Raw genomic sequence first — 15264 nt, 5'->3', positions numbered from 1 at the left:
CTTCATACTTACCTTATAAGAATTTTTATTATTAGTAAAATATATATTAATGATAACTATTATTATAAATACTAATTATAAAACAAGAAAAAGACCTGCTAGTTGGATTACACATTAGCAGGTCTTCTGTTACTAAGATTTATTTGCAATTGCCTTACATCACTTTTTGGTGGTAGTCCAAAAAGCTTGCTATATTCTCTACTAAACTGAGATGGACTTTCATAGCCAACCTGAAAGGCTGCTTCTGCAGCTTCTAATCCTTCAGAAAGCAATAACCTACGCGCTTCCTGTAATCGAATCACTTTTTGAAACTGCAAAGGAGACATTCCTGTAATTAATTTAAAATAATGATGAAAAGAAAAAACGCTCATATTAGCAGATTTAGCTAATTCCTCTATGCGAAGGGGCTTCGCATAATTATGATTAATCACTTGTATTACCTCTTTTATGGATTGTGAATGACTTCCTAAAATCGCATATTGCTTCATCTGATAACCATCCTCTGTTTGCAAAATACGATATAATATTTCCTTTTGATAGAGTGGTGCAAGCACAGAAATATCTTTTGGGGAGTCGAGAAGCTTCAGCAATCTACTTAAGGCATCTGTCATATCTGGGGTAGTTTTATTTACTAGCATTGCCCTTTTAGGTGGAAAGGAGTCTCCTTCCTTTTGATTAGTAACTGCTTCTAAAATTTGTTCCGTCGTAAATCCAAGCCTTATACAATAATATGGATTATCTTTCGAAGCGTCTGTAATTTTCCCACTAATAGGCAAATGAACAGATGTGATAAGATATTGACTGGAATTATAACGAAATATCTCCTCACCGAGCATGACTATTTTGGCCCCTTGTACGATGAAACAAACCGATGGCTCTATTATAGAATGCAGTGGCTCTGCTAAGGTAGAAGCTCGAATAATACTTAAATGGTCAATCTTTGTTTCATGTGTGCCATCTATTTTAATATGCTTTTCTATTAATTGTATTAGCTCTCTTTGTGGATTTTTCATGAATCCTCCTTCGATTTTTCATTCAATTTACATCTTATTTGGAGAATTAGGCAAAGATTAAACATGAATCTTCTATCCATCTTATCTCATGCCTATATATAATTAACTCACATCATCCTAAAGGATGAAAGAAATAACTAATGGAGGAATCATATGAATCAGTTAAAAGACAAAGTTGCCATTATTACTGGTGCATCTAGAGGAATCGGTAGGAGCCTTGCAGAAGAACTTGCTCAATCAGGGGCTAAGGTGATTATCAACTATGCAAATAGTGCTGAGAAAGCAAGAGAAGTTGTTGCAACAATCGTGCAAAAAGGGGGAGAAGCAGTAGCAGTTCAAGCAGATGTCAGCAAAATCAAAGAAGTGGAACGTTTATTTACAGAAAGTCTTCATCATTTCGGAAAAATAGACATTTTAGTTAATAACGCAGGGGTTATGCATACAATTCCTTTAAGGGATGTTACAGAAGAAGAGTTTGATCTCCATTTCTCCATCAATGTGAAAGGCACTTATTTTGCATGCCAGCAAGCACTTAAACATATGGAGCCAAATGGAAAAATCGTCAATTTCTCTACCTCTGTAGCTGGAATGATGTTCCCTGGATATAGCCTGTATGCTGCAACAAAGGGGGCTGTTGAACAGATTACAAGACAATTATCAAAGGAATTTGGGCAAAAAAATATTACGATAAATACCGTTTCTCCCGGCCCTACAAACACTGAGCTGTTTATGAATGGCAAAAGTCCTGAACAACTAGAAAATCTAAAAAGGCTCAATGCATTTGGTCGTTTTGGAGAAACAGAAGATATTGCCAAAGTTGTTGCCTTTCTAGTAAGCGACGACGCTCGCTGGATTACTGGACAGACAATTCGAGTAAATGGTGGAATGGTTTAATAGATAAAAAATCGATTGAAAGAATAGGATTCACACTGAATGGTGTAAATCGATTCTTCCAATCGATTTTTTTCTTTGGCCGCTTTCATAAAGATTGTTGCTATGAATACACTTCATATTCTATGGAACGTGGGACGTGCCGCTTCTCGTTCACTTCTGCAGTCTCGGACTTTCTCACCTTTTTCATATTCTAGGTTGTGGTGCTTTTTCCTATTGAAAAACAACAATCTTTAAAAACAGCTTTTATTTAAATCATTGTTGTATTAATGTGATGGATGATCTACTTTCACTCGTTTGATAAAGAATGATAGAACAAGACCAATGATGGCCACAATAATAGCAAAACTAAATGATTTTTGGACACCTGCTGTAAAAGCAAGCAATGGATTTAACGGATTTGTTAAATTTGTTGTACTACTTAAATATTCAGCAGAACCTGAAGCTAAAAGAGAAATAGCAATTGCTGTTCCGATTGCACCACCAACTTGCTGCAAAGTATTCATAATTGCTGTTCCGTGTGGATATAATTCAGGCGGCAATTGGTTTAAACCATTTGTTTGTGCCGGCATCATTACCATGGAGACACCAATCATTAATACAATCAGAAGAACAATGATAAAGCCTGATGATGTATCAATATCAATCGTTGAGAATCCGAATAATGCAAGTGTCGCTAGCGCAAGACCTGGAATAACTAGCCATTTTGGCCCGAATTTATCAAAAAGACTGCCCATAATTGGTGAAAGCAATCCATTGATTAGACCGCCTGGCAGAAGTAGCAATCCTGCAGTGAACGTGCTTAATGCTAGAACATTTTGTAAATATAATGGCAATAAAATCATGGATGAAAGCATCACCATCATAATCATGATTACAAGCACTAATCCTATAACAAACATTGGATATTTAAATGCACTTAAATTCATCATAGGCTGCTCCATTCTTACTTGGCGAATAGCAAACAAAATTAATGCTATTAGTCCGATAGCAATAGAAGTAATCACTTCTATGCTTCCCCATCCGCCGCCTTCTCCTGCATTACTAAATCCATAAACAATGCCACCGAATCCAATTGTTGACAATACAATAGATAAAATATCGATCTTCGGCTTCGTTAATGTTGTTACATTTTGCATAAATATACTACCAAAAACAAGAGCAACCAAGAGAAGTGGCAATGAAATCCAGAAAATCCAATGCCAAGTTAGGGAGCGAAGAATTAGCCCAGAAATAGTTGGCCCCACTGCCGGAGCAAAACTAATAACTAACCCCATCATTCCCATTACTTTTCCGCGCTTATGCGGTGGGATTAATACAAGAATTGTATTAAACATAAGAGGTAATAATAGCGCTGTGCCAATTGCCTGAACAATACGTGCAATCATTAAAATCGTAAAGGTTGGCGCGATTGCCCCGATTATTGTTCCTGAAATCGAGAAAATAAGAGATGTAATAAATAACTGCCTTGTCGTAAACCATTGTAGAATAAGACCAGATACAGGAACTAAAATTCCAAGTGTTAATAAATAACCTGTTGTTAGCCATTGTACGGTTGTTTCGTTAATACTAAAATCCGTAATGATTGTTTTTAATGCCATATTCAGTGCCGTTTCACTAAATAAACCAATAAAGCCCGCAATTAAAAATGATGCAATAATTGGAACCGTTCTAAACTCCGATTTCCCAATTGTATTGCCTTTAGCAGGAATATCCATTGTCATATTGCTTTTCCTCCTTTAAATCCAAAAAATTACTGTTTTAACAGCACTGCTATTTGATTCGAAATACAACGCAGAGGGATACTACTCTTATTTGTTAATGTTAGCATGCATCCGCCTTCTATCATTGCATTTAGCGTAATGCCCAGCTCTTTTGCCAGACCTTTTTCAAAGCCAAACTCCTCTAACCTATCTGTATAAAGCGCCTGCCAATTAGTAAAGGTAGCATCACATGCCAAGCGCAGCGTTTCGTGAGTTAACGCCGTTTCCGAGGCAATCAGACTAATTTGCAATCCTTCTAGTGCGCTACAGCCCATTTGATCAAATTCATTTGCAATGGCATTGACATGTAGCTGAAAAGCAGACACAGGTGTATCGCCACCATATAAGTCTTCTTTCATTTTTTCCACTACTAGCTCTCTCATCCGATTGATTGCCTCTAAAGCTATTTCTTCCTTCCCATTCGGAAAATGATAGTACAAGGATCCTTTTGGTGCACCACTTTCATCAATAATTTGATTGAGTCCTGTAGCATGGAATCCTTGCAGCTGAAATAGTTTCGTTGCAGTAGTTAGAATTGCTTCTTTTTTATTGTTGCCTTTTTTCATTTAGAATCATCTCTTTTTAAAAAATTATAACAACTGGTCTACATAATATTAATGTGGGATTCTAGAAGTGTCAAGAAAATAATAGGTGATTTTTACTCCCTTTTTATACAAAAATTACTGATTCTATACCTATTTTTAAAAGTAAGTGTTTTCAAACATATAGGAAAAGTTCTTATTAAAAATCACCAAACAAATTCTTAGAAAGTATTCCTAGCTTTTGATATACTCTTTCCTAAATTGGTTATCTTAAAAGAGGAATGGGTAGGTAATCAAAGTAGGTATATTGGAAGGAGCACTAGAATGCGTAATAAAGAAGAGTTAAAACAAGAAATTCTTGGCGCTTATCATTTTCGTCATGCCACAAAGGAGTTTGATCCAGCGAAGAAAATACCAGAAGATGACATGCATTTTATTTTAGAAACGGGCCGTCTATCCCCAAGCTCATTTGGTACAGAGCCATGGAGGTTTCTCGTGATTGAGAAACCGGAACTACTAGACAAAATCAAACAATCCGCTTGGGGTGCCTATACAAAAATTCCAGCGGCAAGTGCGTTTGTTATCTTATTAGCACGTACAAAAATAGATACAGTATATGATTCTGCCTATTTAAAAGATCAATTGACAAATGTATCAAAGCTTCCTGCAGAAATAATTCCTAAAATGATTGAACGAATTGCAGAATTTCAAAAAGATGATTTTCATTTATTAGACGGAGATCGGGCATTATTCGATTGGGCTTCTAAACAAACATATATTGCGCTTGGGAATATGATGACTGCAGCTGCTCAAATCGGTATCGACTCATGTCCAATTGAAGGGTTTAATATCGAAAAAATGAATCAATTATTAGATGCAGAAGGGCTTTTAGAAGACGGGCATTTTGGAATATCTGTTATGGTAGCATTTGGCTATCGTGCAAAAGAGCCTTATCCAAAAACACGTAGAGCGTTTGATGATGTGGTGAAATGGATTTAAAGGCTTAGTTTAGATTATTCTACTAAAAATACCACTGCTTTATTGTCATAAATCCAATACAACAGTGGTATTTAGCTTTTCTAAGCTGACCTAATAGTTGGAGTTCTTTAAGGTAGATTTTATATCATTTGGTAGTTGGGGAGTTTGGTCATTATTCATTATCCTATAAAGACACCTTTTCTATAGCTAAGTTCTAATCATTCTTCCTATATTGATGACTATACCGGTTAAAAGGAGTGAAATAGGAAACAGAGTAATCTAAGTTTATCATTTCACTATATTCGAAAACGGTGCCATTTTGTAGAATTCCTCTATTAAAAATTTTCATCGCGGCGACACCTTTTTTGCAGTTTAGTAGCTCTGCATCTTCCTTACTGACATTTATTGCACTGTAAGTAGTAATAAAATGAGAGATTTGATAACCACATTGCTGAACGTATTCATGAACGGAATTTTTAACTGCTTCTTCCTCTAAATCTGGAAAATACGCACAAGGAAGTCTTGTTGTTTCTATTTGCATTTTTTGAAAATCTACAATCCGAACTCGTTTGTATTCCCACACTTTTGTTTTTCTTCCGCTTATATCAAATATTTTCTCTAAAGCATGATCTGCCTCTATCTTTTTAAAATAGACAATTTTAGATTGGATATCCTTAAACTTTCTTTCTGTAAGAGAATTATAAATTAAGGGGCTTTTATATCGTGTTTCATTTACAAATATACCTGAACCTTGAATGATTTTTACACACCCTATGTTCACAAGCTTTTTTAGTGCTTCACGAATGGTATATCTTGATACCTCATAATGTTTTGCAAGCTCCCTTTCCGTTGGAATTTTTTCGCCTGCTTTATATTTATTTTGATAAATCTTACTTAAAATATCCTCTGCTATAAAGTCTTTTTTTTTCATCATATTACCCCTCAAACAGAATAGGTTTAACCTCCTCCTCATTCTAACACATATTTAAATTTTCAAAATTAAAGAAAGAGATCTTTTCTGCCTAGACCTCTCTCTTCTCTCCTATTAAGGTGTATGAATAGAACCATTTGGTATTCGCGCTTGTGTCCATTCATGTTTGCGATAGATAACAGGATATGTTTTTGCCATCTCCTCATCAAATTCTACACCAATCCCTACTTTTTCGATTGGATAGATATAGCCATCAAGCACTTCAACAGAATGTGGAAACATTTTCTTTGTTGTTTCATCTGCTTCTTGAATTTCCTGAATAGCTGCACTATGAAGATGAATATTTAGGTGCGTATTTACCGCTACCCCAATCGGTGTCATATCGGAAGGACCGTGCCAAGCAATGCGTACACCAAAATTATCACAAAGGGCTGCTAGCTTAAGTGCTGGGGTGATTCCACCAATTTGCGAAACATGGCATCGTATATAATCAATTTGTCTATTAACGATGAGATTTCTCCACTCCATTGGATTATTGAAAAGTTCTCCCGTTGCTATTGGTGTCGTACATTGTCCCTTTAAATGTGAAAGCCATTCATTTTGATCAGGTGGCAAAATATCTTCTAAGAAATAAAGCTTATATGGCTCCAGTTCTTTTGCTAACTGAAGTGCTTGATTAGGAAATAACCGTTCATGAACATCATGTAAGAAATGAATAGAATACCCATATTTTTCACGGAGTGCTTTAAACATGGTAATAACATCATTCATATAAATATCTGGATCGAAATATTCCCCTTCACTTACCTCATTTGTCAAATGCATTTTTTGATTTTTCCCACCATATTTCCCTAACTGACAACGAATATGCCGATAACCTTTTTTTATTAAATCGTCAACATTAGTAAAAAGTTCATCGAGTGTTAATCCGTCTGCATGTGTATATGCTGCAATTGCATTTTTAGACTTTCCACCAAACAACTGATAAAGGGGCATATTGGCAAGCTTAGCCTTTATATCCCATAACGCCATATCGATACCAGCAATCGCGTTATTCATTACTGGCCCATTTCGCCAGTAAGAATTCACCATCATCATCTGCCATAAGTCTTCAATATGATTTGCATCTTTATTTAGTAATAATGGTTTTAAATACTCATCAACGATGGATTGGACAGCTAAAGGTCGCTGCTGAAAGGTTGCACAGCCATATCCAAAAATTCCTTTATTCGTTTCCACTTTAACAACTACTAGATTGTGCCTATGTGGATTAGTTACAAAAGATTTTATATCTGTTATTATCGTCGGTTCCACCAGTGAATCTCCTTCTCTCTTTACTTCTTCTTGTCAAATCAAAGCAAACCAATACCTAAATTTAAACATAGGAAAAATACACCGTCAATTTGGTTAGGCAAGTTATAATATATCGTTAATTTACCATACCAATTTCTCAACTAAATCATATAAAACCCTTATTTTATAAGGATTAATTCATCATTTTGGTTATATTTAAATCGTTTTCAAAAATGAAAAAGCTGTGCTATTATTTCCTTGTCAAATCAAAGTGCAATTATACGTTTTCCGGATTTATTAAAAAATGGAAAGGATGCTATTATACTATGAGGGAAAAAGAAACGATTTCAAAAATCATTGAATATGTTGGTGGCAAAAATAATATCAAAAAAGTTTGGCATTGCATGACTCGTTTACGTTTCGATTTATATGATCATTCATTAATAAAAAGAGAGCAAATAAAAGGACTGGATGGAGTGATTGGAGAACAGTTACAAAGTGATCAATACCAAATTATTATTGGTACACACGTCCAAAAATTTTATACAGCAATTATCGAAGAGTTAGGAATAGATGAGGATAAACAAGAAGCACATGAGAGTGACAAGAAAAAAGGTGTTTTCGGAAGATTACTAGATGTTGTTTCAGGGGTTTTCGGTCCAATTGTTCCTGCCATTGCTGGGGCTGGAATGATTAAGGGGATATTAGCCGGATTAATTGCGTTAAATATTCTTTCCAAAGAAAGTGAAACAGTAACCATTTTAGATTTAATTGCAAGCGGTGTCTTTTACTTTCTTCCCTTCTTTTTAGCAGTATCAGCAGCAAAAATATTTAAAACAAATCAATATCTTGCCATTGCAATTGCTGGTGGACTGATGTATCCAACCTTATTGGATGCAGCTAAATTAGGAGAAATAAGTCAGTTTCAATTTATTGGGTTACCGATTCCAGTTATTAATTATTCTGGTACAGTCATTCCTGTCATCCTTTCAGTTTGGGCGTTAAGTCATATTCACAAATGGGTAGACCGCTTTATGCCTACTGTTTTGAGAACGGTATTCACACCTACATTAGCGTTATTTATTGCTATTCCGTTCTCCTTAATTGTTACTGGTCCATTGGGAGGCTATGTTGGAAAGGCATTGGCTTATGTAATCGAACTTTTATTTGATATTTCGCCTATAGTAGCTGGTGTAGTAATGGGGGGAGCAAGGCCAATTGAAATTGTATTTGGAGTGCACCATGCCATCACACCAATCGCCCTGCAAAACTTCGCCGATAAAGGCTATGATATGTTAATGCCAATGATGTTCATGACTAATATGGCAATTGCCGGAGCAACCTTTGCTATGTTCTTTAAAGCAAAAAATAAAACGGAGAAATCCATTATCATATCTGCAACCATTTCAGCCCTACTTGGCATTACAGAACCTGCTTTATTCGGTGTACTAATTAAAAATAAAAAAGCATTTATTGCGTGCACAATCGGAAGTGCCATTGCTGCAACCTTCTTCGCTGCTACAGGAGTAAGAATATACGGCTATATCCTATCCAGCATTGTAAGCCTAGTTGCCTATGTTGGCCCATACTTCCCTTACGCTATTATTGGAATTGTTATTGCCATTGGATCAGCTTTCTTGATTGCATACTTTACAATAAAAAAAGATGACTCTCGTGAATTAAATGAGCATGTTTCTAATGCGCAGAAGATTTAAGTAAACAAGTGTTCGATGGGACCTCTCAAAAGGCAGGCATATACTCTTAGCTTATGGGAGGTCCCTATTATTTTTTAAATACTCAAGTCACTTACTTATTTTGTTAAGGATTAATGATTAATTTCCCCTGAGGCTCAGCATATTTAAGGTAAAAAGCGAGTACCTTACCAAATATGCAGTATCATTAAGATAAAATGATGTCCTACTTGCTTGGTTTATACTTTTTTTCATTATGCCTCCTTAACCTTCCTGCCCTGAAGACGATACTTTCGAGGCGTTACCTTCTTAACTTGTAGAAATTTTTTTATAAAGTAATCTGGATTTTGGAAGCCTATATTAGTTGCTATTTGATAAATCCGATCATCTGTTTGTTCTAATAGCTGACATGCCTTTTCTATTCTATATTCATTTAGATAGTCTTTAAACGCTATCCCATACTTCTTACTAAATAATTGACCTAAATATACACTGTTTATATTATATTTATCTCCTAATTTCCTCAAACTTAACTTTTCCATATAACACTCTTCAATATCCTGTTCGATTTTCACTAAGATATCTTTAGAAGAGGAATTCTTGATACTATATAAATAATGGGCAAAAGTTAAGGAGTAGGTTAAAAACTCATCCATCGAAATTTTCCCTGATAACAGATTTTTCTGATCATGAATAAAGAGGGAGTATTCATCATCAGAAAAATGCTTATTGCTATTCTTATTCCATAAGTCTGATAGTTGGTAAATTAATAGAGTTAGATTGTTTTTTATCAATTGAGGATGTAAACATTTCTGATGAAATTTATCGTATATTTGCTCAATAACACTTTTTATTCTTTGTTCATTATTTTCAGTAATGCTATTAATATATTGATTTATCCATTTTTGGGACAAGTGATATTGCTCTAAAGAAAAGGTAGGTAATTTCTTGCAATCGATTATTTCTTTATCTGCACAATAAAAATATTCATATTCTTTTCCTAAAACTACATTATTATAGGAAGCGTTAATGTCTTCTATATTTTCTACTGTACTTCCAATATATATTTTCACCTTGAACGGCACTTCACTCATTAATTTTTTTTGAAGTTTTGCTAGATAATTCGTTCTATAGACCTCTGAACGTAAGCATTGCCATATAACGCTTACCGAGAATTCCATATTTGTATTTTCTATATCATAAAGAATAAGAAAATTCTCTTCCTGTACCATATTTTCTAATACACTATATAACCTATCTCTCCATTTCTTTTTTTGTTCTACTGTAACACGTTCCTGTTTATTTTCAGGCACGACATCCATATTAATAAAGGTGTAGTTTTTAAATTCCCCATGTCTACCCTTGATAAATTCAATATCCTTTGATGTAAATTTATCATATAAGATATTTTTCATATGATAATCAACAATTGCTTTATTCTTTTTCTCTTCCTCTTTTTCTTTTCTCTTTAGTAACATAAATCCTTTATTAATCGTTTCTAGTAAATCAATTAACTCTTTTTCCTGTATTGGCTTTAGCAAGTAATCTGTGACCTTATATTGAATCGCTTTCTTTGCATATTCAAATTCATAAAATCCACTTAAGATTACAAATCGTATCTCCTTATCAACGCTTTTCTTTACCTGTTTAATTAATTCTAGCCCACTCATAACAGGCATTTTTATGTCAGTCAAAACAATGTCAAGTTCATGGTCTAAAATAATTTGAAGAGCATCTTCTCCATTTCCTGCTTCATAACAAATTTCAAAACCGTAGTTCCCCCAGTCAATCATGACTTTAATTCCTTCTCGAATATATGGTTCATCATCAACAATAAGGACTTTTAACATTATCATTCCTCCTAAAATGATCTTTCGCATGCCAACTGGATTGTGAAAGAAACAATGAATCCCTAGAAGCTCCCAATACGATACCTTCCAATTCATTATGAGAGATTTTCTATATAATTGGTAGCTTAATACATACTTCGGTACCATTATACATCTGACTTTCCATTACTAATTCTACCTCCTGTTGATAATGCATTTTCAAGCGTAAATACGCATTTAAAATCCCTGTGCTTTCTTCCCAATTGGATGTTGTTATATCATTTTTCTCCAGACTTTCTTTTATTTTCATTAATCTCTTTTCATCCATACCAATTCCACTATCTAAAATTTCTATATAAATAGCTTCGTCTTGTTTAGAGACGATAATACTAATTTCCCCGCCATCTTTCTTTTTCTCAATTCCATGAATACAAGCATTCTCCACAAACGTTAATATCAGCATCTTTGGAATATAATACGCCTTACACTCTTCTTCCACATAGATGGAAAAATTCAATCTATCTACAAAACGATATTTTTGAATATTCAAGTATCTTTGTACATATGCTATTTCTTCCTCTACAGTAACAAAATAAGAATCGCTCCATTTCGTCATTCTTCTAAAAAGGAGTGCTAATTCATTAATAACAGTTGCACTTTCTTTATCACCATTTAATAAATTCCTCATGCGAATACTATCTAGTGTATTATATAGAAAATGTGGGTTTACTTGGCTTTGAAGAGCATTCAACTCCGCTTTCGTTTTGGCTAGCTCTATTTTCTGCTGTTCTCTTTCTTTCTTATATACTTCACCTAATAATTCATCAATCTTCACCACCATGAAATTATAACTCCGTATTAAATCACCTATTTCATCCTTTCCTTCATTGATATTTATTCTTTCGAATATCCCTTTTTCTACTTTTAATAAGTGTTGTTCCGTGAGAGCAATTCTATCTTGAAACGATTTATTAATGAGCAAAATAATAAGTGTGGGAAACAAAAAATTGAAGATGATTAACACAAGGAGTACAGTTTTCTTGTTTTCAATTAAATCAAAAATATTCGTTTGATTGTTAGATATATAGATATCCCACCGATCATTAATCGCTAGAAATGAATCGGATAGATTAAAGGCAGGCTTTTCATTTGATTCTAATGGACGAAACATTGCATTCTTATTCTCCGAACCATGATTGCTAAATATAATCTGATCCTTATAGGCTATTACAATAGTATTACTTAGATCTTCATTTTTGATATTTGCTAATAATCGATAATAATTAATATTTATTTTTACAATACTTTTATATCCATTGTTCCCATTTGGTAATTCTCTAATAAAACTAATCGTTCGACTTGATTCTAACTTTGGAGGGAACTGCTTATTTTCCTCATAATAAGGATATAAAATCATGTTTTGGTTATTTTCTTTGTATATTTTATACCAATCCGTGTTCTCGACCGCTCGCAAATCCCAAAAAACCCCACCGTTAACAATAGTTGGATTAGTAGTATATATTTCTATACTTTCCAAAGCTTGAGATACATAAAAACTATTAATTATATTTTCTTGAATAAGAGATATATAGTTACTATAATAATCTACATTATCCTTATATTTTTTCTGAAGAAATTCATTAATCTTCATGTCTCTACTAATATAATTCGATACTTCCGTAATCTCATTTAGGCTTTCGTTAAGATGATATTTCATCCGTTCTATCGTAATTTCCATTAATTTATTTTGTTGGATATTCTCATTTTCTCGAATGGAATGAATAATGATTAAATTGGTAAGAACGATAGGAATAACGACAGCTAATAGATAAATTAAAAACATCTTTTTACTTATTTTAATGTTATTCAGTAGCAAAGCAAGCAAGCTCTTTTCCCATCCTTCCAAACCAAGCTCCACACATCATGCAAAGCAAAAAGGCTACTATCTATTGCAATCAAAAGTAATAATGAACAATAGCACCTATTATATTTACACCTTGATTGTAAACGCTTTCTATAACCTATATTCTACCATTCTTTTCCCATTAAAATATAGAGATTTTTCAATAAAAATCATCATTACTATGAATCCATGATATTCAGTTATATCATCACTTCTTTTACCTTTTTTTTGCATCAATCTCTTATTATTTCTCTAGCAAATAGCTAGAAAATATTTTTTCCATATAGCGACCGACATTATATGCGAAGAAAGCAGGAAGGATTACAATTAAGATTGGTAATAACCATATACTAAATATAAAAATCACAAATAGTATTAAAAAAAATAGTGATCTAGGCAAATTGCTAATAGCTAATATAGCTGCATTTTTCCAAACAATTTTTAATGGGGAGTGAAACCTTGCTATATAGGAAATAGCATAGATAAAACAACAACATAAAAATGGAATAAGAAGAAGAAAAAATGTTTGCCCTATTATAGCTACTATACCGCCACTTGCCTGTGCTCCTAAAAATAGGCTATTGTAATAAAACACAGAAATAGCAGTAGCAAAAAACAACCAAGTAATAGTAGCCTGTTTAAAGCTACTTTTCATCGCTTTCCAAAATTGCGGAAATATATATCCCTCTTCCTCTCTAACAGCATGATGGGCTGCATAATACAATGCAGCCGTTGATGCTCCAATCGTAATGATAGGTAAGGAGAAAACTGCCCAAAGAATGCTTAAATATAATAAATTGGCTATCTTCGTCAATCTTCTCATGTATATTCCATTCATTAATCTATTCATGCAGTTTCACCTTTTTTTGTTTCCTGTGATTCCGCTTCCATGTTTACTTGCTTCAACCATTGAAAGTCTGCATAACAACTGTTTGTTACATCCACTTTACTAGTAACATAGACTCCCATGGTACATCCAACAAACCCTCCTGCTATCTCCGTGCTTAGGAAGTGTGCGTCTATATTTTTTGCCACTTCTATATCTTTTCCATCCTTAGAATAATAGAAATGTAGATTTTGACAATCACCTTTAATGTTTAAGATTAGACTATTAGAGTCCTCTACTACTCGTGCCTCCAGCCTATCTTCCCCGTCATAATTTGTTATGACTCTTAATTCTCTTTGTCCATCAAATAACCCCGCTACAAAGCAAATAGAGTAACGATCATTTTGAAGAATCACAAGCCCAGCTTCATCTCCATTATGCTGCGGGACAAAATCAAGCTTAGTTGTAAGCGTATACCACATTGATTGTTGTCTAACACCTATATACGAAGGAGACGCAATATCAGCAATCGTATGTTGTGAAGCATATATTCTTAACCAGCCATCTCTTTCATCAAAAGCGTACTTTTCCATATTCGGATTTCTTAAAAATAATAGTCGCTTATCTAAAGGTTGTTCCAATTGAATTTGTGGATTTAGCGATTCTACTGGAGAAAGTGGAAGTTTGTGCTCCTGCTCTTGCTCGAGCCTTCCTACTCCTGGATTAACTACTGGCCAATCATTTTCCCAAATGACCTCTGCTAAAAAGGTTTCTCTTCCTAAATTGCTATATCCTTCAAAAACACGACTAGCAAGACAAGTCATATACCAGCTTCCATCAGATGCCTCAACCAAGTCGCCATGTCCGACATTCCTTACAGGATAATTACTTCCTAGGTGCCTATGGGTAAGAATTGGATTACATGGATTCCCTATATACGGACCATCAACTTTCTTACTTCTTGCAATCGTAACACAGTGATCAAATCCAGTACCGCCTTCCGCAATCATTAAGTAATAATAACCGTTCCGTTTATATAAATGGGGTCCTTCTGGCCAAATTGCATCCCGCAATGCGCCTTTCCAAAGTTTTGTACTGACTCCTACTAATTTCATGGAAGATAGATCTAATTCCTGTAGCCATACCTCCCAATCCCCATTGTAGCGAACTCCCTTAGGATTAGGTCTAGTTCCCACATAATAGCATTTTCCATCTGTATCAAAAAACAAACTTGGATCGATTCCCTCTGCTCCATCTAAATAATATGGATCTGACCATGGCCCTCTTGGATCAGTGGCAGTTACAATAAAGTTACCGCCTTTTGGGACATTTGTTGTTATCATATAGAAAGTACCATTATTGTATCTGATGGATGGAGCAAAAATACCTTGAGAATGCGTAACATCTGCTAAAGGAAGCTGTGATTCTCGCTCTAAGATATTTCCAATCAGTTCCCAATTAACAAGATCCTTACTATGATAGATTGGAACACCTGGAAAATAAGAAAAAGTAGAAGTTACTAAATAATAATCGTCTCCAACAACACAAATAGATGGATCTGGCGAAAATCCTTTTACAATCGGATTCTGAAAAGTTTGCACTAC

12 protein-coding genes are annotated in these 15264 nt (G+C 34.3%); 3 read left to right on the top strand and 9 right to left on the bottom strand.

What is annotated here, in order from left to right; all coding sequences use genetic code 11:
* Positions 1–107 precede the first annotated feature (107 nt).
* A complete protein-coding gene (locus ADJ83_RS22970) occupies positions 108–1013 on the bottom strand; it encodes an AraC family transcriptional regulator (RefSeq protein WP_031537266.1) in 906 nt (301 codons plus the stop codon).
* Between the two features lie 153 nt (positions 1014–1166).
* On the opposite strand from ADJ83_RS22970, the gene ADJ83_RS22965 reads away from it, so the two are divergent.
* Positions 1167–1907, top strand: a complete 741-nt coding sequence (locus ADJ83_RS22965; protein ID WP_031537267.1) for an SDR family oxidoreductase — start codon at positions 1167–1169, stop codon at positions 1905–1907.
* Between the two features lie 263 nt (positions 1908–2170).
* On the opposite strand, the gene ADJ83_RS22960 is transcribed toward ADJ83_RS22965, so the two are convergent.
* Entirely contained in the window at positions 2171–3628 is a 1458-nt protein-coding gene (locus tag ADJ83_RS22960) for a DHA2 family efflux MFS transporter permease subunit (RefSeq protein ID WP_035416394.1), read from the bottom strand.
* Between the two features lie 29 nt (positions 3629–3657).
* Positions 3658–4233 (bottom strand): TetR/AcrR family transcriptional regulator, encoded by a 576-nt coding sequence (locus ADJ83_RS22955; protein ID WP_031537270.1) that lies wholly within the window; start codon positions 4231–4233, stop codon positions 3658–3660.
* A gap of 300 nt (positions 4234–4533) precedes the next feature.
* On the opposite strand from ADJ83_RS22955, the gene ADJ83_RS22950 reads away from it, so the two are divergent.
* A complete protein-coding gene (locus ADJ83_RS22950; RefSeq protein ID WP_031537271.1) occupies positions 4534–5208 on the top strand; it encodes an NAD(P)H-dependent oxidoreductase in 675 nt (224 codons plus the stop codon).
* A gap of 193 nt (positions 5209–5401) precedes the next feature.
* Here ADJ83_RS22950 and ADJ83_RS22945 read toward each other — a convergent pair whose 3' ends face one another.
* Both ADJ83_RS22945 and ADJ83_RS22940 read right to left on the bottom strand, forming a co-directional pair.
* Positions 5402–6118, bottom strand: a complete 717-nt coding sequence (locus ADJ83_RS22945) for a GntR family transcriptional regulator (protein WP_031537272.1) — start codon at positions 6116–6118, stop codon at positions 5402–5404.
* A 114-nt stretch (positions 6119–6232) separates the two neighbouring features.
* Positions 6233–7432 (bottom strand): enolase C-terminal domain-like protein, encoded by a 1200-nt coding sequence (locus tag ADJ83_RS22940; RefSeq protein ID WP_031537274.1) that lies wholly within the window; start codon positions 7430–7432, stop codon positions 6233–6235.
* A 305-nt stretch (positions 7433–7737) separates the two neighbouring features.
* On the opposite strand from ADJ83_RS22940, the gene ADJ83_RS22935 reads away from it, so the two are divergent.
* Positions 7738–9126: a PTS transporter subunit EIIC gene (locus tag ADJ83_RS22935; RefSeq protein WP_035416396.1), complete on the top strand. Its 1389-nt coding sequence runs from the start codon at positions 7738–7740 to the stop codon at positions 9124–9126.
* A gap of 230 nt (positions 9127–9356) precedes the next feature.
* Here ADJ83_RS22935 and ADJ83_RS22930 read toward each other — a convergent pair whose 3' ends face one another.
* The 4 genes from ADJ83_RS22930 to ADJ83_RS22915 all read right to left on the bottom strand — a co-directional run bounded on the left by ADJ83_RS22930 (position 9357) and on the right by ADJ83_RS22915 (position 15261).
* The gene (locus ADJ83_RS22930) at positions 9357–10952 is read right to left on the bottom strand and encodes a response regulator (RefSeq protein WP_160314272.1); all 1596 of its coding nucleotides are present in this window, start codon (positions 10950–10952) and stop codon (positions 9357–9359) included.
* 109 nt (positions 10953–11061) lie between these two features.
* Positions 11062–12837: a sensor histidine kinase gene (locus tag ADJ83_RS22925; RefSeq protein ID WP_081836622.1), complete on the bottom strand. Its 1776-nt coding sequence runs from the start codon at positions 12835–12837 to the stop codon at positions 11062–11064.
* A gap of 241 nt (positions 12838–13078) precedes the next feature.
* Complete coding sequence (locus tag ADJ83_RS22920; protein ID WP_031537280.1) at positions 13079–13684, bottom strand: YesL family protein; 606 nt, start codon at positions 13682–13684, stop codon at positions 13079–13081.
* A complete protein-coding gene (locus ADJ83_RS22915; RefSeq protein WP_031537281.1) occupies positions 13681–15261 on the bottom strand; it encodes a glycoside hydrolase family 43 protein in 1581 nt (526 codons plus the stop codon). The genes ADJ83_RS22920 and ADJ83_RS22915 overlap by 4 nt, the downstream gene beginning before the upstream one ends.
* Between the last annotated feature and the right edge of the window lie 3 nt (positions 15262–15264).

The organism is Bacillus sp. 522_BSPC (genome assembly GCF_001076885.1).
GTDB lineage: Bacteria > Bacillota > Bacilli > Bacillales > Cytobacillaceae > Niallia > Niallia hominis.
The sequence above is the reverse complement of the archived record's forward strand: the minus strand, read 5'-3'. Positions and strand labels throughout refer to the sequence as shown.